Consider the following 25,756-nt stretch of genomic DNA (forward strand, 5'->3'; position numbering starts at 1 on the left):
GGCAACTCTCCTATGAGTGGTCAGGCAGGTTCGTGCGGACGAGTTCGACCAGGTTGGCCGGTTCGTAGCTGTCGGTGAGCGCTTCGAGCTCGGCGAGGCTGAACCAGCGGTGCTCGAAGACCTCGACCTTCTCGTCTTCGGTCCAGTTGTCGTGCGACGGTTCGAAGTTGTCGACGACGGCGGTGTAGAACACGGCGTGGCCGGTGTCGTGGTCGGCGCTGTCCCACGCGACATCGAAGTCGTGCTCGAAGACGGGTTCGCCCAGGTCGACGCCGGTGAGACCGGTCTCTTCGAACAGCTCGCGGTACGCGGCATCCGAATGGTTCTCCCCCGGGTCCACTCCCCCGCCGGGCGTGAGCCAGCGGGACATTCCGCTCGTGTCGGGTGCCAGCGTGAAGAACAGCAGCACCCGGCCCTCGCGGTCGAAGAGTACGACGCGCGAGGTGAGCCGGTGGTGGTGCAGGTTAGGCAAGGAAGCCGCTCACGTCGCCGACGTAGCGCGTGTTGTCCTCGGGAACGGGCTCGACAGCGGCCGCGGCGACCTCGGCGGCGAACTCGCTCACGTTGTAGAGGCGTCCGGCCGCTTCCTTGCGCTGGCCGATCGCACCGGGGTTGGCGCGTTCGAGCAGCGTGGCGGTGATCGTTCCCTCGATCATGTCGCCGGAGACGACGACGAACTCGATGCCCTTCTGCGTCAGCTCCGGGACCATGGCGCGCAGGGCGTCTTCGCCGGCGCGCTTGCTCAACGCGACCTGCAGGTACTCCGGCATGGTCTCGGCGGTGTGGATGAAGTGCGCCTGGTGGCTCGTGACGAACACGACGCGTGCGCCGGGCGCGAGCAGCGGCAGCGCGGCGGTGAGCAGCTTCACCTGGGCGTCGCGGTTGAGCTGCATGGCGTAGTCCTCGGCCATGCCGCTCTCCATGCCGCCCGAGGCGTTCATCACCAGGATGTCGAGGCCGCCGAATTCTGCCGCGATGGTGTCGAAGAGTTCTGTGACGGATGACTCGTCGGTGAGGTCTGCACCGACGGCGATCGCCGACCCGCCCTTCGCCTCGATGGCGGCGACGAGCTTGAGCGCGCGTGCCTCCTTGTTGCGGTAGTTCACGACGACGCGTGCGCCGCCCTCCGCGAGGTAGGAAACGGTGTCTGCGCCGATGCCTCTCGACGATCCGGTTACAAGGGCGCGTTTGCCGGTCAGGGATCCGGGCTGTACAGGGTTGCTCACGACAGAAGAGACTACCAATAGCCCCGTCCGACGGACGTGCGTGTTAGGTTCGGAACGATACGACACGCGAGAGGTGCCGACCGATGCTGCTGGATTTCCTGATCGATTACGCGTGGGTCGTGTGGGTGTGTCTCATCCTGATCTTCCTCGTCATCGAGGTGTTCACGCTCGACTTCACCTTCCTGATGCTCGCGGTCGGCAGCGTCGCCGGACTCGCCGTGAGCTTCACGCCCATCGACTTCTGGCTGCAGATCGTGATCGCCGCGCTCGTCGCGGTTCTGCTGATCTTCGCCGTCCGCCCGTCGCTCATCCGCCGCCTGCACCGCGGCGACGATCCGACGCTCAGCAACGTCGACGCGCTGCTCGGCCAGCCCGCGACGGTGACGGCCGACTTCGTCGGGGCCAACGGCTACGTCAAGCTCTTGAACGGCGAGACCTGGACGGCACGGCTCACGCCGACCTCGTCGTCGCACCCGCTCGAAATCGGCGACCGCGTGGTCGTCGTCTCTATAGACGGGGCGACCGCAGTGGTCGCGCCCGCTGAAAGGACAGCACCGTGAACTCCGGCGAACTCTTCGGGCAGATCGTTCTCGTGATCTTCCTGGTCGTCATCGTGGTCTTCGTGATCGTGGTGCTCTTCCGGTCCATCCGCATCATCCCGCAGGCGAACGCCGGCGTCGTCGAGCGGCTGGGTAAGTACCGCAAGACCCTGATGCCCGGACTCAACATCCTTGTTCCGTTCATCGACCGGGTGCGACCGCTCATCGACATGCGCGAGCAGGTCGTCTCGTTCCCGCCGCAGCCCGTGATCACCGAAGACAACCTCGTGGTCTCGATCGACACCGTCGTGTTCTTCCAGGTCACCGACGCCCGCGCCGCGACCTACGAGATCGCCAACTACCTGGGGGCCGTCGAACAGCTCACCACCACGACCCTGCGCAACGTGGTCGGCAGCCTGAACCTCGAGGAAGCGCTCACGAGCCGCGACACCATCAACGGCAAGCTGCGTGTGGTGCTCGACGAGTCGACCGGCAAGTGGGGCGTTCGCGTCGGCCGCGTCGAGCTCAAGGCGATCGACCCGCCCGTTTCCATCCAGGACTCGATGGAGAAGCAGATGCGCGCCGAGCGTGACCGTCGCGCGCAGATCCTCACCGCCGAGGGCACCAAGCAGGCCGCGATCCTGCAGGCAGAGGGCTCGCGCCAGGCGTCGATCCTCGAGGCCGAGGGCGAGGCCCAGGCCGCCGTCCTCCGCGCCAACGGTGAGGCCCAGGCCATCGAGACGGTGTTCGGGGCGATCCACGCCGGCGACCCCGACCCGAAGCTGCTCGCCTACCAGTACCTGCAGATGCTGCCGAAGATCGCCGAGCAGCCGTCGAACAAGCTCTGGATCATCCCGACCGAGCTGACCGAGGCGCTCAAGGGAATCACGTCCGGCTTCATGACCGGCCGCGGCCCGACGCCGCCGACGCCGCCCACGGTCTAGACAGCCCGAGAGCCACCACCATCACGCCCTATTTCACCCCCGCTCCCCCACGGGTGCTCGCCCACAGGGGCCTCGCGCTCGAGGCTCCCGAGAACACCCTGCTCGCCTTCGTGGCGGCGATCGGCATCGGCGCGACGCACATCGAGACCGACGTGCACGCGTCGAGAGACGGTGTCGCGGTCGTCAGCCACGACCCCGAACTGGACCGGGTCGCCGGCATCCCCGGCCGCGTCGACGGCATGACCATGGCCGGGCTGCGCGGGATCGACCTCGGTCACGGCCAGTCGTTCTGCTCGCTCGCCGAGGCGCTCGACGCCTTCCCCGAGACGCGCTTCAACATCGACCTGAAGAGCGCCGCCGCGGTGGCGCCCACGGTCGCCGCCATCCTCGACGCGAAGGCCGTCGACCGGGTGCTGGTCACGTCCTTCAGTGAGAAGCGGCGCCGCGCCGCCGTGCGCCAATTGCCGGGCGTCGCGACATCCGCATCATCTCTCCTGTTCGCGGCGGCCTTCGCGGCCGGCCGTCTGCACGCCGCTCCCCTGCTGCGCCGTGTCCTGCGCGGCATCGACGCGGTGCAGATACCCGAACAACACGCCGGGGTCCGGATAGTGACCGATCGGATGATTCGGCTGCTGCACTCCGCTAAGGTCGAGGTGCACGTCTGGACCGTCAACGACGCTCCGGCTATGCACCGGCTCCTCGATCTCGGGGTAGACGGCATCGTCACGGATCGCGCCGACATCGCACTCGGCGTCCTGACCACTCGCGCGCAGTAGGGCGAATCGCGGCGTTTCGCGCCCGCTTTCGACCGCTCTGTGAAGCTGTGACGTTCCTGTGAAAGACCCTCATTCGAGGTGCTCTTGGAAGGTTACGTACAGCTTGCGGGTTTATTAATTCGTATGTATCGCGAGAGTGCAATTTCGTCTCGTGTGAAGTTTTTTCTAGAGGAGGCCACACAATGGCAGACCGTAGTTTGCGCGGCATGAGGCTCGGAACCCAGAGCCTGCAGAGCGAAGTAGGCGTTGAGTTCTCGCCGCGAAAGAAGAGCGTTTACCGCACTGCCGACGGGGAGACCTTCGAAATGGTGTTCGCCGCAGATGCCGAGGTTCCCGGGGTATGGGAGTCGGCGAAGAGCGGCATGGAGGGCGTACTGCTCGACGACGAGGGCGTAGCCGTCATCTCGGAGGCCGTGGAGACGAAGATTCCCCGCAGCCACTGGGACATGCTCCTCGAGCGTCGCACCCGCCCCGAACTCGAGGAGCTTCTCCAGGAGCGCCTCGACTTCCTCCGCGCACGTCGCGGACAGCAGAAGATCGGCGCCTAGGCGTCGGATCAGCTCCACGGACGGCCAGCCTTCGGGCTGGCCGTTCGTTCGTTAAGCGCGCTTGCGAGGGCCCCGCAGGAGTAGGCCGGCGAGCACGACTCCGAGCATGCCGATGCCGCTGACGAGCCACTCGACCTGGCGGCCCAGCAGCACGGCGGGCGTGGTGACGCTCGAGAGCGGCACGTCGTCGACCATGGCCGCGGCGGTAAACGTCGGCAGCTGGTCGATCGTCGAACCGTCGGGCGCGATGATCGCGCTCGTGCCGACGGTCGAGACGTTGACGACGCTGCGCCCCAGCTCGATCGCGCGCACCCGGGCGATGGCGAGCTGCTGCACGCTCTCGTCGCTGCGGCCGAAGTCGGCCGTGTTCGACTGGGCGAAGATGATGCGGGCACCCTCTTCGACCGAGTCGGTGAGGATCTGGTCGTCGACGATATCGAAGCAGATGTTCACGGCGGCGATCACCCCGTCGATGTCGAACACCGTGTCGGTCGTGCCCGGCGTGTACTCGCGGCCGACGAGGTCGATGAGGTCGGGGGCGAACGGACGCCAGAACGCGCGGTCGGGCACGTACTCGCCGAACGGCACCGGGTGCTTCTTGTCGTAGTAGTCGAGCTGTCCCCTGCCGGCCTGCCAGAGCATCGAGGTGTTGTAGTAGGTGTCGGGGGCACCGTCGTCTCCCGCGCGGGTGGTGACGGCCCAGGAAACGAAGGGCGCATCCATCTCGCGGCTGACGTAGTCGAAGACCTTCGCCGTGTAGGCGTCGTCGAGCGGGCTGGAGTCGGAGCCGCCCTCCGGCCAGACGACCACGTCGACCTTCTCGTCGCTCTCGTCGTTCTCTTCGATGACGGGCAGGGTGGCGTCGACCTGGGCGTCGAGCAGGTCGCCCGACTGCCGCTCGTCGAAGTAGCCGGCCTTGCCGTTGCCCTGCACGGCCGCGACGCGCATGGTGCCGTCGGTCAGCACGGGGAAGGCCGGGACGGCGAGGATGACGGCGGCCAGCCCCACAGCGACGGTGGCCCGCACGAGCCGGTCGGCAGTGCGCAGGCGCAGGCACTCCACGACCACGGCTACGAGGTACACCATCACGAAGCTGACGCCGGAGACACCCACCCAGCCGAAGAGCGCGGCGAACGGGCTCTCCGACTGGGAAAGGGCGACGCGTCCCCAGGCGAATCCGCCGTACGGCCACACACTGGCGATGGCCTCCCGCGCGGTCCACAGGCCGGCGACGACGAGCGGGAGGAAGAGCAGGCGGGCCCACGTGCCGCGCCAGACGCGAGGGACCCAGCGGTAGGCCAGCGTGATGCCGACCGTGCCCACCGCGAAAAACAGGGACTCGAGGGTGGACAGCGCGACCATGGGCACCAGGCCGAGGAAGAGCGAGGCCCATTCGATGTGGATGAGGTAGAACGACATGCTGGCCACGAAGCCGACGAGGAAGCTCCCCCATCCGCTGCGGCCGATGGCGGCGGCGAGCACGAGCCCGATACCGACGAAGGTGGCGGGCCACCAGCCCCGGTCGGGGAAGCCCGCGTCGAGGATCGGACCGGCCGCGAGCGCTACGAGGAGCGCCGCCCACAGGGGTAGCGCGCGACGGGCTGGTGGATGCACGGATGAAGCCTAGGCGACGGAACTGTAAGCGACGATTCCGCGTCGGATCGCGTCGAGAGCCTTACGCGCGGTGGCACCGACGGGCGAATCGGCGACGACCGAGAGCTGGTCGAGGAGGTCGATCGTCTGCTTAGTCCAGCGCACGAAGTCGCCCGCCGCGAGGTCGGTCTCCCTGAGCACGTTGTCGAGGCGGCCGCCCTTGGCCCACTGGTACATGCCGAGGCACAGGCCAGTGGCGAGCGGGTTGCTTCCGGGTAGACGCTTGTCGCGCTCGAGGTCGTCGAGGTTGCTCCACAGGTCGCCGGTGGCGTCGAACGCGGCGCGGAACGGACCGTGCGGCAGGTTGCGCTCGTCGGCCTGGCCCTCGTCGCGGCGGGGTTCGTAGATGAGGGCCGCGGCCATGGCCGCGAGCGAGGGCGCGTCGAGGTTGTTCCACAGTCCGAGTCGCAGCGACTCCGCGACCAGCAGGTCGCGTTCACCGTAGATGCGACGCAGCATCCGGCCCGCGGGCGCGAGCACGACCCGGCCGTTCGCGTCCGACTCGAGGTAGCCCAGAATCGTCAGCACATCGGTGACCCGGTCGAACACTTTGGCGACGGCGCCCGTGCGCGTGCGGATCTCGGCCGTGATCTGGTCGGTCTGCTTCTTGAGCTTCCAGTACCGCTCGGCCCAGCGGGCGTGGTTCTCGCGGTCGGGGCAGAGGTGGCACGGGTGCAGCTTGAGGCGCTTGCGGAGCGAATTGAGCTGGTTCTGCCGCTTCTCGCGTTCGCCGCGACTCGAGTAGTCGCTGCGGCCGGCGCCCTTCTTCTCGAGGTCGCTCAGCTCGCGGCGGATCGTCGAATATTCGGCGAAGTCGCCGAGGTGGCACGTCATCGACTTCTGGTAGCCGGCGAGCGACTCCTGCTGGCTGCGCACCTTCTGGGCGAGGTCGACGACGGCGCGGTCGGCCTGGAACTGCGCGAAGCTCGACTCGAGGATCTCGCGCGTGCGCTGCCGGCCGAACTGGTCGATGAGGTTGACGGCCATGTTGTAGGTGGGCTTGAAACTCGAGTTGAGCGGGTACGTGCGGCGCGACGCGAGCGACGCGACCGCCTGCGGGTCGAGACCGTCGGCCCACTGGATGACCGAGTGGCCCTCGACGTCGATGCCACGGCGGCCGGCACGACCGGTGAGCTGGGTGAACTCCCCCGACGTGATCGGCACGCGCGCCTCGCCGTTGAACTTCTCGAGCTTCTCGAGCACCACCGTGCGGGCGGGCATGTTGATGCCCAGCGCGAGCGTCTCGGTGGCGAACACCACCTTCACGAGCTTCTTGCGGAACAGCTCCTCGACGACCTCCTTGAAGGCCGGGAGCATGCCGGCGTGGTGGGCGGCGACGCCCCGCTCGAGGCCGTCGAGCCACTCGAAGTAGCCGAGCACGCCGAGGTCTTCGTCGAGGAGGGTGCGGCAGCGTTCCTCCACGATGGCGCGGATCTCGTCGCGCTCGTGCTTCTGGGTGAGGCGCACACCGGCGCGCAAGACCTGTTGCACGGCGGCGTCGCAACCGACCCGGCTGAAGACGAAGAAGATGGCCGGCAGCAGGTTGCGCGAGTCGAGCAGTTCGACGAGGGCGGTGCGGTCGGTGCGGGCTCCCCCGCCGCTTCCGCCGAAGCCGTTGCCGTTGCCGCCGTTGCCGCCGCGGTTCTGCTTGCCACCGCGACCCTCGTGGCGCTTGCCGCCGCCGTCGAACCCGCCGCGGCCGGCCGGCGTGCGCGGGCCCCCGTGCGAGAGCCGCACCAGCTCGGGGTTGACGCGCGTGGTCGTGAGCCCGGGCAGGGCGGCCGGGTGCTGTTTCGTGCCGCGGTTGCGCGCGGGACGGTCGCCGTAGGCCACGGTGGGAGCGATCGCGACCGGCTCTGCGATGGTCGTCGACACGGCGGCCGGCATCCGCGATCTGGCTTCATTCGGCCCACCGGCCGCGTCGAAGAGGTCGAGCAGCTTGCCGCGCACGAGCACGTGCTGTTCGAGCGGCACGGGTCGCTCCTCGGAGACGATCACCTCGGTGTCGCCGCGCACGGCCTGCAGCCAGTCGCCGAACTCCTCGGCGTTGGAGACGGTCGCGCTGAGCGAGACCATGCGCACCGAGCGGGGAAGGTGGATGATTACTTCCTCCCACACGGCGCCGCGGAACTTGTCGGCGAGGAAGTGCACCTCGTCCATAACGACGTAGGAGAGGTTGGTGAGCAGGTCGCTGCTCGCGTAGAGCATGTTGCGCAGCACCTCGGTCGTCATCACGACGATGCGCGCCTGCGAGTTGACGTTGGTGTCGCCGGTGAGCAGGCCGACCGACTCCGCGCCGTACTCGGCGACGAGCTCCTGGAACTTCTGGTTGCTCAGCGCCTTCATCGGCGCCGTGTAGAAGACCTTGGCCCTGCTCTCCTGCATGGCCTTGAAGATCGCGAACTCGGCGATGATCGTCTTGCCCGCGCCGGTGGGCGCGGCGACGAGCACGCTCTTGCCCTGCTCGACGAGCGCGCACGCCTCGCGCTGGAACGGGTCGAGTGCGATGGGCAGCTTGTCGGCGAAGGCGTCGAGGATCGGCAGGCTCTTCTTCGCCTTGGCCTGGGCGAAACGCTCGGAGGGGCTCAGTTCAGTCGTCATGCGAGGAGGCCACCGGTATCCGTTTCGAGTGCGGCGAGTCGTCTGGCGACGGCCCGGTCGTGCAGCCACGCGACGCCGGCCGCCAGGTAGTAGAGGCCCACCATCGGGATGGCGAGCATAAACATCGCGAGGATGTCGGCGCTCGGGGTGGCGAGGGCGGTGAAGATCACGATGCCGAGCACGGCGATGCGCCAGCCCTTGAGGACGGCCTTGGCCGAGAGGATGCCGATGAAGTTGAACAGCACGAGGAACACCGGCAGCACGAAGGCGATGCCCACGGCGAGCACGAGCTTGATGAAGAAGTCGAGGAAGTAGCGCGCGGTGAGGAAGGTGGAGAAGTCTTCGGGGGCGAAGCTGAGCAGCAGTGTCACGGTTCGCGGGAAGATGATCGCGCCCAGGGCGGCCCCGGCGAGGAAGAGCGGGATGGCGCTGCCCACGAACGCGAGCGCGTATCGGCGCTCCTTGCGCAGCAGAGCCGGCACGATGAACGCCCAGATCTGGTAGAGCCAGATCGGGCTCGTGCCGACGATGCCCACGAGGAAGGCGATCTGCACGTTCGTGTCGAACGCCTCGGTGATGCCGGTGTAGTTGATGGTCGCGCGTTGCGAGGCGGCGATCGACTCGATCGGTTCGCTCAGCGCCTCCCACAGCGTGGGGGCGATGATGAAGCCGCCGATGGCGCCCAGGAAGATCGCGATGCCGCTGATCGTCAGTCGTTTGCGCAACTCGATAAGGTGCGCGCCGAGCGACATGCGCCGCTCATCGACGCGGGGCTTACGTGGAGGCATCAGCCCGTTCCGAAGGGGGGAAATCAGGACTTTGGTGCGTTGTCACCCGGAGCGACGGGTGCTCCGTCGGCGGGCTTCGCCGCGGCGTCTTCGTCTTTGCCGGTCTTGATCTCGCTCTTGAAGATGCGCAGCGACTGCCCCATGCTCTTCGCGAGCGCGGGAAGCTTGGGTGCACCGAACAGCAGCACAACGATGATCAGGATGACCCACCAGTGGCTGCCGAGATTAGCGAGGCTCATGTGGCCACTCCTTCAGGTCGATTGTTGCGGTTGTAAGCATTTTACCCCTTTGGATGCGGGCTTGCCTGCGAGCGTGCTTACGTTCGGCCCGTCGAGCCATGCGCGCACCGGTGGTGGCCCGCACCTCGTCGCCCTCGCGCAGGATCGCGTTCATTGGCCGGGCCTCGGTCTCGGCCGCGACGCCGTCGAGGATCGACAGCTTCTCGGTGACCACGAAGACATCGTCGAGCAGTGCGAAGAACCGTTTGACCAACCGCCAGCCGAGCAGCGCGACCACGGCGAGCAGCGCGATCACGAGCCCCGACCAGATGAGCAGCCAGCCCCACCACGGGATCACGATGCGTCCCCGTCGTAGCGCGCGGCGCCGGCCGCGGCCCACTCTGCGACCACGCGCCTGGCCTCGGCCGGTTCGACGACGGTGGCGACGCCCGACATACCCGCCATCAGCCGCTTGAGCCCGTGGTAGTGCGAGACGCGCACGGTCGTGCGCACGCGCCCCTCGAGCTGTTCGCGGGCGGCACCGTCGGGAATGTAGTCGGCGAGAAGCGCCGCGGCCGAGTTGGTGACCTCGACGGTGACCACGAGGTCTTCGGCCGAGCTCTCGAACAGGGTGTCGGGAAGGACCACGTCGCCCGCGCTGTGGCTGATCGGCTGTTCGCTCACACGCGGGTTGGAGATGCGGTCGAGCCGGAACGTGCGCACGGCCTCGCGCAGGTGGTCCCAGCCGCGCAGGTACCAGTCGGCGTCCATCGATTCGACGCGCAGCGGGTCGACTCGACGACGCTCGCGCGTGCCGCGGGCGCCCAGGTAGTCGAACTCGAGCTGGGTGCCGGCGGTGACCGACTGGCGGATGAGCGCCAGGGTCGCGTCGCTGCCGGTGTCTTCGACGGCGAGCTGGCTCGGCTGGGCGGAGGCGCCCCGGGACAGCTTGGTCATGAGCGAGGCGACGGCCGTGCGGTCGGCGTTCTCGGGCAGCGCCGACAGGTACTGGAGCCCGGCGATGAGCGCGGCGGCTTCGCGCGCCGAGAACCGGGGCGAGTCGTCGAGCGCCACCTGGTTGGTGAGCACGATCTGGTCGTTGTCTTCGAAGTCGTCCCACGCGATGTCGAAGAGGTCTTCGTACTGGTAGGTGCTGGTCTCGCCGGGAACACCGGACACGGCGATGAGGCGCACCGCCTCTCGGATCTGCTCCGCATCCACCCCGAAGTGTTCCGCGACCTCGGCGACGCTCACCCGCTCACGCTCGATGAGGAACGGCACGAGCGACAGCAGGAAAGTTAGTTTCTCCTGGGCGTTCATCGCCTTGGGCTTCTTGACTCTAGCCATGGTCGGCCGCCGTTCGGGTCAGTCGGTCGCGAACCGCGGCGCGCAGTTCGGGCGGCGAGGTGACGAGCACCTCGGGACCGAAGCCCGCGAGCTCGTCGGCGAGGATGTTGATGTCGGAGAAGTGCAGGTGCAGTTCGGATGCCACGGCCACCGTTCCCCGCCGCTTCTGCAGTCGCGTGCTCGCGTCGGATCCCGGCTCGACCTCGACGACGGCGGTGTGCGCGTTCCACACCTCTTCGAGCTCGCGGAGGGCGCGGGCGCTCTGGTCGTCGTCGGGTGCGGGGAAGGTCTTGCCGGTGATGGTGACCCGGCCGACGATGCGGCGCAGCAGGAACGTCTTGCGGATGCCCGTGCCGTCTTCCTCGGCGGAGAGGTGCCAGCGGCCCTGGTGCTGCACGAGTGCGAGCGGGGCGACGGTGCGCACACGCGCCTCCCCCTCCCCCGGCTTGAGGTAGGCGAACCGCACGTAGGCGTTGCGTCCGAGCGCGGCGTTGAGCGTCTCGAAGGCGGCGTCGCGCACCCGCACGCGCGGCGCGTAGCCGAGCACGGGTTCGTCGGCGGTCACGCCGAGCGACCGCAGCTTCAGCAGGGCCCGCCGCGATTCGGCCGAGAGCGAGCCTTCGCGCCAGACCATCGCGGCCAGGTTCAGCAACGTCGTCTCCTCGGCGGAGAACGCGATGTCGGTGGGCAGCTCGTAGGCGCCGCGCGGGATGCGGTAGCGCAGGTTCTGGTTGTTGCCGGGATCACCGGGCGACTGCACGGTCTCGAGCGGCACGCCGAGCTCGCGGATGTCGTCCTTGTCGCGTTCGAACTTGCGCTCGAGGTTGGCGTTGTCGCCGGTCTGCGCGAAGTCCTGACGGTAGCCCTGGACGGTCGACAGGATCTCGGTCTTCGTCAGGCCGTTTTCGGTCGCCAGCAGGGCGAGGACGAGGCTGAACAGCCTCTCCTCGACGGGTACCTTGGCGGAATTCTCGAGCGACACGAATCGATCCTATGGTGAGGACACCCGGCCAGTGTCGGTGGTTGCGTGGTGCGAGGGGCTGGAGCCCGCCGCGCTAGTCCTTCTGGATGCCGAGCACGTCGACCACGTACACGAGCGTGTCGGTGGCGGTGGCGCCGGTGGGCAGCGTCGCGCCCTCGGCGAAGCTGTCGTCACCCGGGGGAACCACGACGAGCAGCTGGCTGCCGACCTTGGCGCCGATCAGCGCGTCGGCGAGGGCGGGGATGACGCCCGCGCGGGAGCCGGTGGCGTCTTCGGTCGCGAGCACCGTGGTGGGAACGGCGGGCTTGTCGCCGACGACCCAGGTGGAGTCGAGAACCGTCTTGCTCTCCCACGACAGGATCGTCTGGTGCAGCACGACGCCGTCGTCCTCTTCGACGGTCTCGCCGGAGCCGAGGATCGTGGTCGCGGTCTGCGTCTCGTCGGGCGCTTCGGCGTTGGGGATCGTGACGCCGGGCTGGCCGCTCGGCGCGAGCGCGATAGCCGGCATGCCGTTCTCCGCGAGCTGGGCGACGCCGTCGGCGCGACCGATGAAGCTGCGCACGACGTCGATGATGAGCACGACCGTGGTCTTGTCGGTCGGGTCGGTCGAGAGTCCGATTTCGCCCACCTCTGCGGTGACGCCGAGACGGTCGCCGACGGTGGAGCACTCCAGGATCATGCCGAGCGGGTCGGACGTGTCGCCGGCGGTGCGGCGCACGATCGACGCGGCGTCGAGACCCTGGAGGGTGATGACCTCGGCCGTCTCGGCGTCGACGAAGGTGACGTGGAAGTCGGCCACCTCGCCCGGGTAGACGGTCTTGCCGTCGCCGGCCGAGATCGTCGAGACCTCGACGCCGTCGGTGATGAGCGGCGTGGGGAATTCGGGCGTGAGAACGGTGCCGGGCTTGCCGGTCGCGTCGATCAGCGCGGAGGCGTCACCCGACTTCGCGGTCGGCTCGCACGAGCCGGACTCGTCGGAATAGCTGGCGGGGGCACAGGCAGACAGTGAAGCCACCAGTCCGACGGTGATGATGGCCGCGGTGAGAGTGCGCACGAATCCTCTTTCTTGGGTGCCCGGGTACCGGACGATCTTACCCTTGTCTATTCTGTCGAATTTTCGGCCGCGACCGCCGCGTCGGCGACCGCCTGGGCGTGCCGGGCGGTCTTGCGCAGGCGCTTGTCGCTCGACGACCGCTCGCCGAGCGAGCCCGGTGTCCAGGCTTCTACGTCTTCGTCGCTGAAGTCGCTCTTCGACGCGCGACGCTTGAGCTCGGGCAGCACCGTGCCTGGCGCGAGCCGGCGGGCGGTGAGCAGGAAACCGGTGTGTCCGATCATGCGGTGGTCGGGGCGCACGGCGAGTCCCTCGACGTGCCAGCCGCGGATCATCGTCTCGCTGGACTCGGGGTTGGTGAACTGGCCGGTGCGGCGGAGCGCCTCCGACACGCGCGACAACTGGGTCACGGTGGCGATGTAGCAGATGATCACGCCACCGGGCGTGAGGGCCTCGGCCGCGACATCCAGGCACTCCCACGGGGCGAGCATGTCGAGCACGATGCGATCGACGGTGCCGGGTTCGGCCACCTCGGGGAGGGTCTCGGCGAGGTCGCCGAGCGTGATGTCCCAGTTCTCCGGTGTCGCGCCGAGGAAAGCGGTGACGTTCGCGCGCGCGACGTCGGAGAACTCCTCGCGCCGTTCGAACGAGTGCAGCGTGCCGGTCGGGCCGATCGCCCGCAGCAGCCAGAGCGAGAGCGCCCCCGAGCCGACGCCCGCCTCGACAACGGTGGCGCCGGGGAAGATGTCGGCCTGCGCCAGGATCTGGGCCGCGTCCTTGGGGTAGATGATGGCGGCGCCGCGTGGCATCGACATCACGAAGTCGGTGAGCAGCGGGCGCATCGCGAGGTACTCGACCTCGTTGGTCGAGAGCACGACCGACGCGTCGGGCTGGCCGATGATCTCGTCGTGCTTGAGCACGCCGCGGTGCGAGTGGAACTCTCCCCCGGCCTCGAGGGTGATGGTGTTCATGCGGCCCTTGGGGCCGGTGAGCTGCACGCGGTCGCCGGCGCGGAAGGGTCCGCTCTGGCGGCGGAAGGTGTCGTTGGTCATTTTTGAGTTCCCGGTCGTGCGGCGACGTAGACGTCGGTGAGGTGGCTGAGGGTGCGGCCGGCGAGGGTCGGCCAGAGGGTGTGGGTGTCGGCCTCGTCGATCGGCACCATGTGGGGCACGCCGATCGAGACGGCGCCGGATGCGACCGCAGAGGCGAGTCCCGGCAGTGAGTCCTCGAGGGCGACGCACTCGGCGATGTCGACACCGAGCAGTTCGGCTCCGCGCAGGTAGGCCTCGGGGTGCGGCTTGCCGTGGGTGACGTCGTCGCCCGAGACGATCGCCCCGAACACGGGAACCGGCATGAGCGAGACGACGAGTTCGGCGAGCGTGCGCAGCGACATGGTCACGAGGGCCGTCTTGATGCCCGCCTCGTGCAGCTCGGTGAGCAGCTCGAGGGCGCCGGGTCGCCACGGGATCTCCACGCGGATCTGGTCCATCACCCTCGCGGTGAGGCCCTGGATGAGTTCGTCCTCCGACAGGTCGACGCCCTTCGCGCGCAGCACGCGGGCGGAATGCCAGAGACTCTGACCGACGAGGGAGAGGGCCTCCTCGTGGCTCCACGTGCCGCCGTACGACTCGACCAGCAGCGTTTCCGCACGCATCCAGTACGGTTCCGTGTCGACGATCGTGCCGTCCATGTCCCAGAGAACGGCCGCCGGTTGTAGAGAAGTCACAACGGGCGAGTCTACCGAGGTTACGCCGAGGGCAGAACGCGGAAGGTTCGGTTCGGAGAGACCTATTCTTATAGACATGGCAGACAACACGGGCTTCGCAAGCGGCCGGCTTCTGGTCGTGGCCTTCGAGGGCTGGAACGACGCCGGAGAAGCGGCGAGCAACGCGGTGCGCACTCTCGAGGAACAGCTCGAGCTCTCCCCCATCGCGCGCGTCGACCCCGAGGACTACTTCGACTACCAGTTCAACCGCCCGACGATCTCGCTCGACGACGACGGCAACCGCGTTCTCGAGTGGCCGGGTGTCACGATGTACGGACCCACGGATCCGGATGCCACGGCTTTCGTTCCCCTCGCGGCGGATGCCGAGCTCGCGGTCACCGGAGACAACGGCTCCAACGTCTACCTGCTCATCGGCACCGAGCCCTCGCGCGGCTGGAAGACCTTCGTCGCCGAGATCCTCGAGTCGATCGACGCGAACGGCATCACCTCGATCGTCTTCCTCGGCTCGATGCTCGCCGACGTGCCGCACACCCGGCCCATCTCGGTGTTCGTCAGCAGCGAGAACGCGGGCGTGCGCGACGAGCTCTCCATCGAGCGTTCGACCTACGAGGGCCCCGTCGGAATCCTCTCGGCGCTCGGCGACGCCGCCGACAAGGCGGGCATCCCGACCCTCTCGATCTGGGCGTCCGTGCCGCACTACGTACACAACGCACCCAGCCCCAAGGCCACACTCGCGCTGATCGACAAACTGGAGGAGATCATCGACGTGGTCATCCCCCGCGGCGACCTCGTCGACGAGGCGGCGGCCTGGGAGACCGGTATCGACGCGCTGGCCTCCGACGACGACGACATGACGAGCTACATCGAGCAGCTCGAGCAGGCGCGCGACACCGTGGACTCCCCCGAGGCGAGCGGCGAAGCGATCGCCCACGAGTTCGAGAAGTACCTGCGCCGTGAAGACGGCAAGCCCGACTCCGGCGGCAAGGCCGGCGGCAGCTAGCTACAGGCGCACACCCAGTAGTGCGTCGATCGCGTCGACATCGGTGGCGGTAGCGCGCTCGCCCGAGGCGACGCGTGCGTCGACGGCCGCGAGGGCGGCCGGGGTGTCGAGGTCGTTCACGAGCGCTGACCGCAGCGTGTCGACGAGAGTCGCATCCGCACCCTCGACCGCTTCCGCGGCCCAGGTCTCCCACTCGCCCAGTCGGCACTGGGCCTCGGTGAGCTGGACCCGCGTCCACTCCCAGTCGGCGCGGTAGTGCCGGTCGAGCAGGGCGAGGCGGATGGCCCGCGGGTCTACCCCGTCGTCGGTGAGGCGCGAGACGAGCACGAGGTTGCCGAGCGACTTGCTCATCTTCTCGCCGTCGTACGCCACCATGCCGGCGTGCGCGTAGAGGTCCGCGAGCGGGCGTCCGGTGAGCGCGGCGGCGTGACCGGCGCTGAACTCGTGGTGCGGGAAGACGAGGTCGGAACCGCCGCCCTGCACCGTCATCGGGGTGTCGAGGTAGCGCTGCGCTATGACCGAACACTCGATGTGCCAGCCGGGCCGGCCGGCTCCGACGGGTGACGGCCACGACGGTTCGCCGTCGCGTTCGCCGCGCCAGAGCAGCGGGTCTAGGGCGTCGCGCTTGCCCGCTCGTTCGGGGTCTCCCCCGCGCTGCGCGCTGAGGGCGAGCATCGTGGCGCGGTCGAAGCCGCTTTCGTCGCCGAGGGTCCAGACCGCGGATGCCGCGGCGGAGTTGTCGAAGTACACGTCGTCGTCGAGGCGGTAGGCGATTCCGGCGTCGAGCAGCTGGCGCACGCCCTCCGCGACCTCGGCGATCACGTCGGTGACCGCGACGAAATCGGTCGGCGGCAGGACGCGGAGGCTCTCCATGTCGCCGCGGAACAGGTCGATCTGCTCGGCGGCGAGGGCGCGCCAGTCGACGTCGGTCGCGGCAGCGCGCTCCAGCAGCGGATCGTCGATGTCGGTCACGTTCTGCGCGTAGCGCACGGTGAAGCCGCCGTCGGTCCACAGGCGCACGAGGGTATCGAAAGCGAGGTAGGTGTTGGCGTGGCCGAGGTGCGTCGCGTCGTACGGCGTTATGCCGCACACGTAGAGGCTGGCGGATTCAGCGGGAGAAGCCGCCCGCACCGTGCGCGTCGACGAGTCGAACAGCCGGGGCACCGGCGCGCGGCCGGGCAGCGAGGGAACGACGGGCCTGGTCCACGATTTCACTGGGTCAGCTTACGCGGGGGTCGCTGGGAAACCGACCCCCCGCAGCCGACGCGGTCAATCCAGCCCGGTGTGCTCACCCGCACTCTGGAACGCGCGCAGATCGGCGTCGCTGAACGGGTGGGCGGTCGTTACGAACCGGATGGGGCTCTCGTACAGCCGGGGTTCGCTGACCGAGCCGATGTCGGCGTCGAACACGATCTCGTCAATATCGTTGGACATGATGGCCTCCTCGATAGTCTCACTGGAACAGTAAGCCGAGGTCCGGGGCCGTGAATGCTTTAAGGGTACGCCTGTTTCCGCGATTGGGAAGGGGGTGACTACAGGGAAAGCGACCGATTGACGACACGCTCGGCAACGTCGCGCAGGTTGAGATTGTTGCCTCGGGCGTAGGCGCGCAGAGTCTGGAACGCGGCATCCATGTCGACATCGCGCATGTACGCGATCACGCCCTTCGCCTGTTCGATGAGCACCCGGCTGTCGAGCGCGTGCTGCAGTTGGTTCTTCGCGATGTCGGCTTCGCGGATGGCACGTTCCTGGAGAATGCCGATGGTGGCGACATCGGCGAGCCCCTGCGCGACGGACTTGTCTTCGTCGGAGAGCGCCCCGGTGGTGGGGCGGAACAGGTTGAGCGTGCCGATCATCCTGCCCCGCAGACGTAACGGAACGCCGTGCACCGATCGGAATCCCTGCTCCAGGGCCGCTTTGCTGAACTCGGGCCATCGTTCGTCCAGTTCGGAGACATCACTCACGGTGACGACGGAGCCCGAGGCGAAGCACTCAACGCACGGCCCTGCGCCGGAGCTGAGCTGGATTGTCTCGACGATGCGGCTCTTCTCGCTCGTCGACGCGACGACGGCCAGCTCGCCCGTGGAGTCGGCGAGCATGATCCCGGCGGCCGACGCGTCGAGCAGATCGGCGCAGGTGTCGACGAGGGTCTGCAGCAGATCGACCACGTCGTAGCCCGCCACCAGTGTGTCTGCGAGAGTGACGAAGGCCGTGGTCAGCCGTCGTTCCCGCGTATCGCTCGCCATTCTCAGAGTTTACTCCGCGCGGTGATCAGTGCGCACCGGGTCATAGCGTGCCATCAAGCGCGAAGTCGAGGCGGCGCTCGATGATGTCGTTGGCGATCTCCGCCACCGTGCGCCCGCTCGAGAACGCGTGCGCCCGCAGGAGGAGGGCGGCGTCGGCGGCCGAGATGCCGAGCTGCGCGAGGACCATGCCCGTCGCCTGGTGCACCTCGCGCCGGTTGTCGGTGCCCTGCGGTTCGAGGTCTCCCGTGGGCTGGTCGGCGAGGATCCGCCGGAGCAGCTGCCACGCGGCGAGCGACGCTAGTTTCGTGGCATCCGACACCTCGTCTTCGTCCAAGGGGGCGTTCGACGACGAATACAGGTCGACCGCGCCGATATCGAGAGAACCGAGAGCGAGCGGGAACGCGTAGACGGCGCGGACCCCCGACCCCAACGCGTCCTCGTGCAGTGCATTGGCGAAGAGCGGCCAGGTGTGCCGACCGGAGGCCGGGAAGTCGGGGCTGAGCACGGGGAGCCTGGTCGACAGGGCGTCCCAGCACGGCCCCTCGCCGAGGTCGAACTGCAGCTCGTCGAGGCGCGCCGCGATGTCGTCGCTCGCGCACACCGTCGACTGGCCCAGCGAACCGGCGAGCACCGAGAGGGAAGCGCCTGCTACCGGAAGCACCGAGACGAAGGGGGCGCACAGGCTGCCGTTGCGCTCGTGTGCGTACAGAAGGTCGAGCTGTGCCTGTTTAAAGGCCTGTCGTGTCGGCATGATGCCTTACCCCCATTGGTCGCGGGGTCAAGGCGAGTCAACGAATTTTGCGTGAACCCCAGCGTACCGCTCGAACTATGTCGCCTGCAGGATTCCCGTGGAAAGTAGCACGATGAGGGCTACACCGAGCACCAGGCGATAGATCACGAACGGCAGGAAGCTGTGCGTCGAGATGTACTTCATGAGGTACGCGATCACGACGTAGCCGACCACGAAGGCGATGGCAGTAGCGACGGCTGTCTCGGCGTAGCCGTAGGCGCCCTGCGGCTCGCTGAAGCTGTGCTGCAGCTCGTAGAGTCCGCTGCCGAACACGGCGGGGATGGCCAGCAGGAAGGAGAAGCGCGCGGCGGCCGGGCGTTCGTAGCCGAGGGCGAGACCGGCGGTCGTCGTCGCGCCCGAGCGCGAGACGCCGGGGATGAGGGCGAGCATCTGGGCGAGGCCGATGCCGATGCCGTGGCCGTAGGTCATCTCGGTGAGCGGGCGGCTCTTCTTGCCGAACCAGTCGGCGAGGCCGAGGATGATGCCGAACACGATCAGCACGATCGCCACGATCCAGAGCGAGCGGAACGTCGAGCGGATCGCGTCCTGCGCGAAGTAGCCGAGCAGAACGATCGGCACCGTGCCGATGATGATGAGCCAGCCGAGACGCACGTCGGGATCGTTCTTCGCGACGCGGTGCGAGCTCGACCCGCCGCCGTTGCCGAACGACCGGAACCAGCGCCCGATGATGCGGGTGATGTCTTTCCAGAAGTAGATGATCACGGCGGCCTCGGTGCCGAGCTGGGTGATCGCGGTGAAGGTCGCACCGGGGTCGGTGTGCGAGGGAAGGAACTCGCCCACGATGCGCAGGTGGGCGCTCGACGAGATCGGGAGGAATTCGGTGAGGCCCTGGACCAGGCCGAGGATGATCGCCTCGATGAAACTCATTGGTGCTCCGCTGTCGAAATTAGTAGGTGGAGAGAAGGTCCGCGAGAACCCGCCTGCCAAAGACTAATGCGTCGAGCGGAACCCGCTCGTCGACGCCGTGGAACATGCCCGGAAAGTCGAGGCCGGCCGGCAGCTTGAGCGGCGCGAAGCCGTAGCCGGTGATTCCGAGCAGGCTGAGGGCCTTGTTGTCGGTGCCGCCGCTGAGCAGGTAGGGGAGCACGGGGATGTCGGGATCGTGCTTGCCGAGCGATGCGACCATGGCGTCGACCAGCGCGCCTTGGAACGGGTTCTCGAGCCCGATGTCGCGGTGCATCACGACGATCTCGATCTCGGGGCCGACGAGCCGCTGCACCTCGGCGATGACGTCGTCTTCCTCGCCGGCCAGCGTGCGGATGTCGATGAGCGCCTCGGCCGAGTCGGGGATGACGTTGTGCTTGTAGCCGGCCTTGAGCAGCGTGGGGTTCGTGGTCGTGCGCAGGGTGCCCTGGATGAACCCGCCCGCACTGCCGGTGGCGAGCACGACCTCCTCGGGTGTGACTCGCTGCGGGTCGACGCCGAGGATGCGAGCCAGTTCGCCTACGAGCTGCTCGGTGGTGTCGGTGAGGTGCACGGGCCACTCGCGTCGTCCGACCTTCGCCACGGCTTCGGCCAGCTTCGTCACGGCGTTGTTGTGCATGACCCTGCTGCCGTGCGACGCCGTGCCGCGGGCGATGAGCTTGATCCAGACGAGCGCCTTCTCGCCGGTCTGCAGCAGGTAGGCACGCTGGTCGTTGATGGTGACGGAGTAGCCGCCTACCTCGCTGATCGCCTCGGTCGCCCCGGCGAACAGTGTGGGGTGCTCCGTCACGAGGTGATGGGAACCGCGCACTCCCCCGGCCTCCTCGTCGGCGAAGAAGGCGATCACGAGGTCGCGCTTCGGCTGGGCGCCCGAACCCAGGATGTCCTGCAACGCCGTGATGATCATGGCGTCCATGTTTTTCATGTCGACGGCGCCGCGGCCCCAGAGCATGCCGTCCTGGATGACGCCGCCGAACGGGTCGACGCTCCAGTTGTCGGGGTCGGCGGGGACCACGTCGGTGTGGCCGTGCACGACGAGCGCCGGGAGGCTCGGGTCCGATCCCTTCACGCGGGCGACGACGCTCGTGCGACCCGGATCGGAATCGACGTAGGTGGTCTTCAGGCCGAGATCTTCGAGCAGCGAACCGAGGTATTCGGCGGCGTCCGTCTCCCCGTTGGAGACGCCCTCGCCGTAGTTCGAGGTGTCGAACCGAATGAGTTGCTGGGCAATCGCGGCTGTTGCTTCAAGCTCTGGTTCGGTTGTCATGCTGCAACGCTACCCGTCGGATACGGCGTGTCGGGTCGCCGTGGCGCCAAGTGACAAAACCACCTCCCAGAGCGTGCTATTCTCGTTTCTCGGCGGTCAACGCGGTGTAAAAACCACAGAGACTGGCCATGCGCGCGGATGGCGGAATTGGTAGACGCGCTAGCTTGAGGTGCTAGTGCCCGTAAGGGCGTGGGGGTTCAAGTCCCCCTTCGCGCACTTGGAATTGTTCGGTGTATTGCCGGAATCAATCCAGGGAATTGAGACAAAAAAGGCTGGACGATCGGAAAACGATCGTCCAGCCTTTTTTGTGTTGATTTCACGTTCGCCATCAGCGGGTGGCGGGAACCACAAGAAGCACCCGTTCCAGCTCGGCTAATGGTCTGTGCGGATCAGGCAGCGTCCCCGGCCGTGCGGCTGCGGTCGACGATGTCGACTACGACCGCGAGTCCGTCGGCCCCCGCTAGCCCCCGGTCTCGAACGGATGCGACGTCGGCGCCCAGTCGCGCAAAACCGTCGGCGAAGTGCTCTATGTCCTTTCGCATGAGTCCTTGCAGATGGCTCGCGATGGACGGAGTGATCTGGGTACCCAACGCCTGGATGATGAAGCTCCCGCCGCTACTCGTGGCGAGAAGGCGTTGCAGCGCGGCCACATCCACGCCCGTGGACTCCGCAATCGTGAATACGTCCTCCGCGTTCTTCAGATTCGTCATGGTCAGTGCGTTGTTCAGCAGCTTTCCCTGCTGTCCCGCACCCGGTACACCCATGAAGATCACTGCGCTGGAGAAGGTGTCGAAAACGACCTTCGCCGCGTCGAAAGCGTCGGGTGTACCACCGACGATCGTGGTGAGCGTGCGGGCCTCGGCGCCCGGTCCCCCGCCGCTCACCGGGGCGTCGAGCATCGCGATCCCTCGCGCGGCGGCGAGGGCCGCGAACTTCTGCGCCTCCTGAGGGTCGCCCGTGCCGTGATTGACGAGGATGGTGCCCGGACGCATGGCCGCGAGGATGCCCCCGTCGTTGAGCACACCGTCCACGTCCTTGTCGTCGCGGAGGACGAGCAGGACGATGTCGGACGCCGCTGCCAGATCGGCCGGCGAATCGTGAACGGTATGAGGGTGGCCGGCGAGGGCGTCGAGCGACGCGGGGCGACGCGCCCACACGCGCAGGTCGAAGGGCGAGTCGGCGAGGGCGCGCGCCATGGGCGCTCCTTGGTCGCCGAGGCCTATGAAACCTACAGTTTGGATGGTGGTCGAAGTGGTCATCGTCTGCCTTTCTCGTCTCGGATGCTTCAGGAGGCGGTAATCAGCGGAAGAGCCGTTTCCCACAGCCGGTCTGCATTTACGGGGTCGAGTGCGTAGAAGGCGACGCCGGACAGCCACCCGTTGCCGTCGTAGACGGTGACGGCCTCGTTGTTGTCTTCGAAGTAGCGCCCGCCGATGCCCTCGAGCAGGGGCGAAGTAGCGACGAACAGGGTTGTCGCCGCTCCCTGCTCGATCGACTTGCGTCCTTCCGGCGGCGTTTTCAAACCGCCGGTGTGCTTCTGTAAACCGGTCGAAATCGCTCCGGGCATGACCGAGTTGACGGTGATGCCGTCGGCAGCCCATCGGCTGCTGGCAGCGACTCCGAAGAGGACGGCCGCTGTCTTCGACTGGCCGTACGCTGCAAGAGGGTCGTACTGGCGGAACCGGAAGTTGATGTCGTCGAAGACGACCGGTGAGAGCAGGTGTCCGCTGGAGCTCACGGTGACGACCCGCGCACCGCCGGCGGCTGCCAGTGCCGGGCGGAGGCCGACGGCGAGAGCAAAGTGTCCGAGGTAGTTCGTCGCGAACTGCAACTCGAAACCCTCGGCCGTTCGCTCCTCCGGCGTCGCCATGACACCCGCATTGTTAATGAGCAGATCGAGTGGGCCGGTCCATTTGGACACGAACTCGCGCACCGACCACAGGTCGCTGACGTCGAGTTCAGCGGCGCGCACCGTCGTGGAACCGGTCGTCGAGCGGATGTCTTCGGCGATCCCGGTTCCGGCTGCGAGGTTTCTTACTGCCAACGTGACGTCGGCCCCTCGCATTGCGAGGACGCGTGCGGTCTCGATGCCGATACCGGACGATGCGCCTGTGACGATGGCTTTCTTGCCCCGTAGGTCGATGCCGGCGGTGACCTCTTCCGCGGTCGAGGTGAATCCGAAGTCGGATGTGATGAGTGTCATGGTGTCTCTCCTTCTGTCGCTGGTTGAAACAGCACGATGCCACCGGGGAATGCCCCGTGTCGTGGGCGAGCTGCTACTGGTAGTAGCACTCCCACGTTGCGGTCCGAGCGCAAAGAGAAGCTATGCCCGGCTTGCTCCGGCTTCTTATGCCGAAGGAGCATCGGCGTCTGATGTGCAGATCAGTTCCGCCTCGACGACCGAGAGCTGACGCGGCTACTGCACACGTGGGGCCGTGGCCCACCGCGACCTGCCGAGCTGACGAGTACGGTAAGGCGATGGATAACATCGACGGAAATCGGATCGGTGAGTTTCTTCGCGCCCGGCGCGAGCAGATCACGCCCGCGGATGTCGGCATCGCCGTGGCGTCCAGACGGCGTGTACCCGGGCTCCGTCGCGAGGAGATAGCGGTCCGGGCGGGCATCAGCAGCGAGTACTACCTACGGCTGGAGCAAGGCCGCGAACAGCACCCTTCAGACGCGGTCATTGCGGGCCTCGCGCGCGCTCTGCAGCTCGACGCCGACGCGACAACGTACCTTTTCGAGATCGCGCGGCCTATCGTGCAACGTCCCCGTCCACCCGAGAAGGAGACGGTGGCCGTCGGGATTCGGCAGCTGCTGTATCTTTGGACCGCTACCCCCGCTTATGTGCAGAGTCGCACGTTAGACGTTCTCGCTTCGAACGAGACAGCTCGCGCGTTGTCTCCGATTTTCACTCCGGGCGTGAATCTGATTCGCGCCGCATTCTTGGACCCGGAGGTCAAGTCCCTGTATCGCGACTGGGATCGGATGACGTCCAACACGGTCGCGGGGCTACGAGCACAGGCGGGCAACGAGGTGGGCGATCCAAAGCTCGCCGCACTCGTCGACGAACTGACAGCCAAAAGTCCCGAGTTCAGCCGGCTGTGGACTCGGCATGATGTCAGGCCGAAAGGTGCCGGGCGGTCATTCCTGCATCACCCCTTGGTCGGAGATCTCGATCTCCGGTATGAAAAGCTCGCGGTCGGCGAGGGACGGTCCGGGCAGATCGTCGTGATCTATCATGCAGACCCCGGATCGTCCTCGGAAACGCGTCTCGCCCTGTTGAGCAAGAGGGCGACCGACGGGGTCAATTGAATGGATGACGCGCGCCAATATCGCTCACACACGAGGCGAACGCGCACCCGGCGCCGATCTACGCCCCGCGGGGACGCCTACGCTGCCGTTGTCGCGGAGCCGACCGTGGCTGGTCGAGTCCGGGTGCCGACGACCGCAACGCGATCTCCTCGGCGTCGATCACGCGCAGGACTGCGATGACAGCCGCTTCGGTGAATCGTCCTTCGGCTCGCGCGTGAATTGTTGCTTCCCATTCGGCTTGGATCATCTGGCGGCGTAGACGCGCGTAAGACTCCAAGAGCGAATCCAGGTCCGGGGTCTCGAGGTGTCGGGCGATCGACTCGGCGGTGAGCGCGGCGTTTCCCCTGAGCTGCGAGACGACACGCTCCTCATCCGCTTCGGTGACGGCTGCCTCCAGCCGCGCCAGCCCGGCCGCGCGAGCTTCCGCCATGAGTGTCTGCCACTCCACACGCTCTTGTTCGATGTCAGGAGGCGGCAGATGAAGCAGGCGTATGAGCGGAGGGAGCGCGAGCGACCCCAGCAACGTGACGACGACGACCACGAAGGCGAGGAACTGGAGAAATTCGCGATTCGGCGTTTCGGCAGGAAGCAGGAAGACCGCCGCGAGGGTGACGACGCCTCGGACACCGATGACAGAGATCACCAAGGCGTTCTTGAACCGCACGTTCTGGTCGCGAAAGCGACGAGGACCGACGCGGAAAAATACGGCAATGGCGAAGATGAAAGCGAATCGAGCGACCACGAGGGCGACGAGGATGACGACGCAGATCAGAACCGATTGCCAGAGGCGGTGGCCTGCGGATCCCGCGCCGGCAACGATACTGGCGAGGTTCATCCCAATGAACAAGAACACCGCGTTTTCGAGGATGAACTGGACTGTGCGCCAGTTCACCGACTCGGCCGTGCGGGCTTCGGCCGATTGCACGACCGGGGAACGGTACCCGAGGTACAGGCCGGCGATCACGACCGCGAGCACGCCGGACCCGTGCATTGCTTCCGCTCCGAAGAACGCCAGGTACGGAGTGACGAAGGCCAGACTCGTGTCGAGGACGGCTGTCGCAAGTCGAAAGCGGAGCTGGGTCATAACCCAGCCGACGACGACGCCGATGACGGTTCCCCCGACCACAGCGAGGGCGAAGTCGCCCGCTATAGACCAAGGTGTGAGTACCTGCGTCATGGCGAGGATTGCAGAGCTCAGCGCCACAAGTGCGGCGGCGTCATTGAGAAGGCTCTCCCCCTCCAAAATCGTCGTCACCCGTCGTGGCAGCCCGATGCGGCTTGCGACGGCAGTCACCGCGACGGTGTCCGTCGGAGCGACCACGGCGGCGAAGGCGAACGCTGCTGCCAATCCGATTGTTGGAAGGACTAGCGCTGTGGCCAGTCCGACAACCACGACGGTGGCCGCGACCGTGCCGACCGAGAGAATCAGAACGCTGTCCCGACGAGCGCGGACGTCGGCGAAGAACGTCTGGCTGGCGGCGGCGAAAAGCAACGGCGGAAGGAGACCGTACATGACGAGTTCGGAGTCGACCTCTACCGATGGCAGACCCGGAATGAATGACGCAATGCCCCCGACCACCACGAGTAGGACGGGCCCTGACCAGCGCAAACGAAGGGCGACCCCGCTTACCGTGATTGTCACCAAGACGAACGCCACGATCCAGCCGATCGCCTCTGCCGGACTCATGGTCGGCAGTTTCTGGGACAGACCGCGAGCACTTTTTTCAGGTCAGCCACGTTGTCCCTCCGAGCTATCGAGCTCCGGACCTGTTCTCCGAAGTCGAAAAGGAGTGC

At 67.2% G+C, this 25,756-nt stretch carries 27 protein-coding genes and 1 tRNA gene; 7 read left to right on the plus strand and 21 right to left on the minus strand.

Annotated features, from left to right (window positions below):
- Window positions 1-10 precede the first annotated feature (10 nt).
- Together IEV96_RS03170 and IEV96_RS03175 are read right to left on the minus strand one after the other, a co-directional pair.
- Window positions 11-472, minus strand: a complete 462-nt coding sequence (locus IEV96_RS03170) for an NUDIX hydrolase (RefSeq protein ID WP_229733004.1) — start codon at window positions 470-472, stop codon at window positions 11-13.
- The gene (locus tag IEV96_RS03175) at window positions 465-1,226 is read right to left on the minus strand and encodes an SDR family oxidoreductase (protein WP_188509251.1); all 762 of its coding nucleotides are present in this window, start codon (window positions 1,224-1,226) and stop codon (window positions 465-467) included. The genes IEV96_RS03170 and IEV96_RS03175 overlap by 8 nt, the downstream gene beginning before the upstream one ends.
- 83 nt (window positions 1,227-1,309) lie before the next feature.
- Here IEV96_RS03175 and IEV96_RS03180 point away from each other — a divergent pair, with 83 nt between their 5' ends.
- From IEV96_RS03180 to IEV96_RS03195, 4 genes are all read left to right on the plus strand, one after another.
- Entirely contained in the window at window positions 1,310-1,786 is a 477-nt protein-coding gene (locus IEV96_RS03180; RefSeq protein WP_188509252.1) for an NfeD family protein, read from the plus strand.
- Between the two features lie 23 nt (window positions 1,787-1,809).
- Window positions 1,810-2,709: an SPFH domain-containing protein gene (locus IEV96_RS03185; protein WP_373282435.1), complete on the plus strand. Its 900-nt coding sequence runs from the start codon at window positions 1,810-1,812 to the stop codon at window positions 2,707-2,709.
- Window positions 2,710-2,762: 53 nt separating this feature from the next.
- Entirely contained in the window at window positions 2,763-3,485 is a 723-nt protein-coding gene (locus IEV96_RS03190; protein ID WP_229733006.1) for a glycerophosphodiester phosphodiesterase family protein, read from the plus strand.
- A gap of 182 nt (window positions 3,486-3,667) precedes the next feature.
- Window positions 3,668-4,033, plus strand: a complete 366-nt coding sequence (locus IEV96_RS03195; protein ID WP_188509254.1) for an RNA polymerase-binding protein RbpA — start codon at window positions 3,668-3,670, stop codon at window positions 4,031-4,033.
- Window positions 4,034-4,084: 51 nt separating this feature from the next.
- Here the strand turns inward: IEV96_RS03195 and lnt are convergent, their stop codons facing one another.
- The 10 genes from lnt to IEV96_RS03250 all read right to left on the minus strand — a co-directional run bounded on the left by lnt (window position 4,085) and on the right by IEV96_RS03250 (window position 14,399).
- Window positions 4,085-5,647: an apolipoprotein N-acyltransferase gene (lnt, locus tag IEV96_RS03200; protein ID WP_188509255.1), complete on the minus strand. Its 1,563-nt coding sequence runs from the start codon at window positions 5,645-5,647 to the stop codon at window positions 4,085-4,087.
- A 9-nt stretch (window positions 5,648-5,656) separates the two neighbouring features.
- Window positions 5,657-8,287: a DEAD/DEAH box helicase gene (locus IEV96_RS03205; RefSeq protein ID WP_229733007.1), complete on the minus strand. Its 2,631-nt coding sequence runs from the start codon at window positions 8,285-8,287 to the stop codon at window positions 5,657-5,659.
- Complete coding sequence (gene tatC / locus IEV96_RS03215) at window positions 8,284-9,039, minus strand: twin-arginine translocase subunit TatC (protein ID WP_188511104.1); 756 nt, start codon at window positions 9,037-9,039, stop codon at window positions 8,284-8,286. Before tatC ends, IEV96_RS03205 begins: the two co-directional genes overlap by 4 nt.
- Window positions 9,040-9,098: 59 nt before the next feature.
- Window positions 9,099-9,314, minus strand: coding sequence for a twin-arginine translocase TatA/TatE family subunit (gene tatA / locus IEV96_RS03220; RefSeq protein ID WP_188509256.1), 216 nt, complete (start codon window positions 9,312-9,314; stop codon window positions 9,099-9,101).
- Window positions 9,301-9,651, minus strand: a complete 351-nt coding sequence (locus IEV96_RS03225; protein WP_188509257.1) for a hypothetical protein — start codon at window positions 9,649-9,651, stop codon at window positions 9,301-9,303. The genes tatA and IEV96_RS03225 overlap by 14 nt, the downstream gene beginning before the upstream one ends.
- The gene (locus IEV96_RS03230) at window positions 9,648-10,640 is read right to left on the minus strand and encodes a helix-turn-helix transcriptional regulator (protein WP_188509258.1); all 993 of its coding nucleotides are present in this window, start codon (window positions 10,638-10,640) and stop codon (window positions 9,648-9,650) included. The genes IEV96_RS03225 and IEV96_RS03230 overlap by 4 nt, the downstream gene beginning before the upstream one ends.
- Window positions 10,633-11,622 (minus strand): helix-turn-helix transcriptional regulator, encoded by a 990-nt coding sequence (locus IEV96_RS03235; protein ID WP_188509259.1) that lies wholly within the window; start codon window positions 11,620-11,622, stop codon window positions 10,633-10,635. The genes IEV96_RS03230 and IEV96_RS03235 overlap by 8 nt, the downstream gene beginning before the upstream one ends.
- Before the next feature lie 73 nt (window positions 11,623-11,695).
- Window positions 11,696-12,676: an FKBP-type peptidyl-prolyl cis-trans isomerase gene (locus tag IEV96_RS03240; RefSeq protein WP_188509260.1), complete on the minus strand. Its 981-nt coding sequence runs from the start codon at window positions 12,674-12,676 to the stop codon at window positions 11,696-11,698.
- A gap of 47 nt (window positions 12,677-12,723) precedes the next feature.
- Window positions 12,724-13,725, minus strand: a complete 1,002-nt coding sequence (locus IEV96_RS03245) for a tRNA (adenine-N1)-methyltransferase (RefSeq protein WP_188509261.1) — start codon at window positions 13,723-13,725, stop codon at window positions 12,724-12,726.
- Entirely contained in the window at window positions 13,722-14,399 is a 678-nt protein-coding gene (locus tag IEV96_RS03250) for an HAD family hydrolase (RefSeq protein ID WP_188509262.1), read from the minus strand. The genes IEV96_RS03245 and IEV96_RS03250 overlap by 4 nt, the downstream gene beginning before the upstream one ends.
- A 76-nt stretch (window positions 14,400-14,475) precedes the next feature.
- Between IEV96_RS03250 and IEV96_RS03255 the strand changes: the two genes are divergently transcribed.
- On the plus strand, window positions 14,476-15,399 hold the full coding sequence (locus tag IEV96_RS03255) for a PAC2 family protein (protein WP_188509263.1): 924 nt from the start codon (window positions 14,476-14,478) through the stop codon (window positions 15,397-15,399).
- Here the strand turns inward: IEV96_RS03255 and mshC are convergent, their stop codons facing one another.
- The 6 genes from mshC to IEV96_RS03285 form a co-directional block, all read right to left on the minus strand.
- Window positions 15,400-16,614, minus strand: a complete 1,215-nt coding sequence (gene mshC / locus IEV96_RS03260; protein WP_188509264.1) for a cysteine--1-D-myo-inosityl 2-amino-2-deoxy-alpha-D-glucopyranoside ligase — start codon at window positions 16,612-16,614, stop codon at window positions 15,400-15,402. It lies immediately after the preceding gene.
- Between the two features lie 54 nt (window positions 16,615-16,668).
- Complete coding sequence (locus tag IEV96_RS03265; protein WP_188509265.1) at window positions 16,669-16,833, minus strand: hypothetical protein; 165 nt, start codon at window positions 16,831-16,833, stop codon at window positions 16,669-16,671.
- A gap of 98 nt (window positions 16,834-16,931) precedes the next feature.
- Complete coding sequence (locus IEV96_RS03270; protein WP_188509266.1) at window positions 16,932-17,645, minus strand: GAF and ANTAR domain-containing protein; 714 nt, start codon at window positions 17,643-17,645, stop codon at window positions 16,932-16,934.
- A gap of 40 nt (window positions 17,646-17,685) precedes the next feature.
- Entirely contained in the window at window positions 17,686-18,396 is a 711-nt protein-coding gene (locus tag IEV96_RS03275) for a GAF domain-containing protein (RefSeq protein ID WP_188509267.1), read from the minus strand.
- A 75-nt stretch (window positions 18,397-18,471) separates the two neighbouring features.
- Window positions 18,472-19,323 (minus strand): undecaprenyl-diphosphate phosphatase, encoded by an 852-nt coding sequence (locus IEV96_RS03280; protein ID WP_188509268.1) that lies wholly within the window; start codon window positions 19,321-19,323, stop codon window positions 18,472-18,474.
- A gap of 19 nt (window positions 19,324-19,342) precedes the next feature.
- On the minus strand, window positions 19,343-20,647 hold the full coding sequence (locus IEV96_RS03285) for a M20/M25/M40 family metallo-hydrolase (RefSeq protein WP_188509269.1): 1,305 nt from the start codon (window positions 20,645-20,647) through the stop codon (window positions 19,343-19,345).
- 132 nt (window positions 20,648-20,779) lie between these two features.
- Here IEV96_RS03285 and IEV96_RS03290 point away from each other — a divergent pair.
- Window positions 20,780-20,863, plus strand: a tRNA-Leu gene (locus tag IEV96_RS03290).
- Between the two features lie 173 nt (window positions 20,864-21,036).
- On the opposite strand, the gene IEV96_RS03295 is transcribed toward IEV96_RS03290, so the two are convergent.
- Window positions 21,037-22,023, minus strand: coding sequence for an NAD(P)-dependent oxidoreductase (locus IEV96_RS03295; protein ID WP_268235574.1), 987 nt, complete (start codon window positions 22,021-22,023; stop codon window positions 21,037-21,039).
- Window positions 21,933-22,850: an SDR family NAD(P)-dependent oxidoreductase gene (locus IEV96_RS03300; RefSeq protein ID WP_188509271.1), complete on the minus strand. Its 918-nt coding sequence runs from the start codon at window positions 22,848-22,850 to the stop codon at window positions 21,933-21,935. The genes IEV96_RS03295 and IEV96_RS03300 overlap by 91 nt, the downstream gene beginning before the upstream one ends.
- Before the next feature lie 275 nt (window positions 22,851-23,125).
- On the opposite strand from IEV96_RS03300, the gene IEV96_RS03305 reads away from it, so the two are divergent.
- On the plus strand, window positions 23,126-23,962 hold the full coding sequence (locus tag IEV96_RS03305) for a helix-turn-helix domain-containing protein (RefSeq protein ID WP_188509272.1): 837 nt from the start codon (window positions 23,126-23,128) through the stop codon (window positions 23,960-23,962).
- A gap of 58 nt (window positions 23,963-24,020) precedes the next feature.
- On the opposite strand, the gene IEV96_RS03310 is transcribed toward IEV96_RS03305, so the two are convergent.
- Window positions 24,021-25,619 (minus strand): cation:proton antiporter, encoded by a 1,599-nt coding sequence (locus IEV96_RS03310; protein WP_229733008.1) that lies wholly within the window; start codon window positions 25,617-25,619, stop codon window positions 24,021-24,023.
- Window positions 25,620-25,756: the final 137 nt, after the last annotated feature.

Source organism: Conyzicola nivalis, assembly GCF_014639655.1.
Classification (GTDB): Bacteria; Actinomycetota; Actinomycetes; order Actinomycetales; family Microbacteriaceae; genus Conyzicola; species Conyzicola nivalis.

Bases quoted from the DNA above. Each gene is read 5' to 3' on its own strand.
- IEV96_RS03195 (WP_188509254.1), top strand. From the start codon at position 3,668: ATGGCAGACCGTAGTTTGCGCGGCATGAGGCTCGGAACCCAGAGCCTG.
- IEV96_RS03255 (WP_188509263.1), top strand. From the start codon at position 14,476: ATGGCAGACAACACGGGCTTCGCAAGCGGCCGGCTTCTGGTCGTGGCC.
- IEV96_RS03230 (WP_188509258.1), bottom strand. From the start codon at position 10,640: ATGGCTAGAGTCAAGAAGCCCAAGGCGATGAACGCCCAGGAGAAACTA.
- tatA (WP_188509256.1), bottom strand. From the start codon at position 9,314: ATGAGCCTCGCTAATCTCGGCAGCCACTGGTGGGTCATCCTGATCATC.
- IEV96_RS03245 (WP_188509261.1), bottom strand. From the start codon at position 13,725: ATGACCAACGACACCTTCCGCCGCCAGAGCGGACCCTTCCGCGCCGGC.
- IEV96_RS03270 (WP_188509266.1), bottom strand. From the start codon at position 17,645: ATGGCGAGCGATACGCGGGAACGACGGCTGACCACGGCCTTCGTCACT.
- IEV96_RS03305 (WP_188509272.1), top strand. From the start codon at position 23,126: ATGGATAACATCGACGGAAATCGGATCGGTGAGTTTCTTCGCGCCCGG.
- IEV96_RS03205 (WP_229733007.1), bottom strand. From the start codon at position 8,287: ATGACGACTGAACTGAGCCCCTCCGAGCGTTTCGCCCAGGCCAAGGCG.
- IEV96_RS03180 (WP_188509252.1), top strand. From the start codon at position 1,310: ATGCTGCTGGATTTCCTGATCGATTACGCGTGGGTCGTGTGGGTGTGT.
- IEV96_RS03265 (WP_188509265.1), bottom strand. From the start codon at position 16,833: ATGTCCAACGATATTGACGAGATCGTGTTCGACGCCGACATCGGCTCG.
- IEV96_RS03285 (WP_188509269.1), bottom strand. From the start codon at position 20,647: ATGACAACCGAACCAGAGCTTGAAGCAACAGCCGCGATTGCCCAGCAA.
- IEV96_RS03280 (WP_188509268.1), bottom strand. From the start codon at position 19,323: ATGAGTTTCATCGAGGCGATCATCCTCGGCCTGGTCCAGGGCCTCACC.
- IEV96_RS03275 (WP_188509267.1), bottom strand. From the start codon at position 18,396: ATGCCGACACGACAGGCCTTTAAACAGGCACAGCTCGACCTTCTGTAC.
- IEV96_RS03300 (WP_188509271.1), bottom strand. From the start codon at position 22,850: ATGACACTCATCACATCCGACTTCGGATTCACCTCGACCGCGGAAGAG.
- tatC (WP_188511104.1), bottom strand. From the start codon at position 9,039: ATGTCGCTCGGCGCGCACCTTATCGAGTTGCGCAAACGACTGACGATC.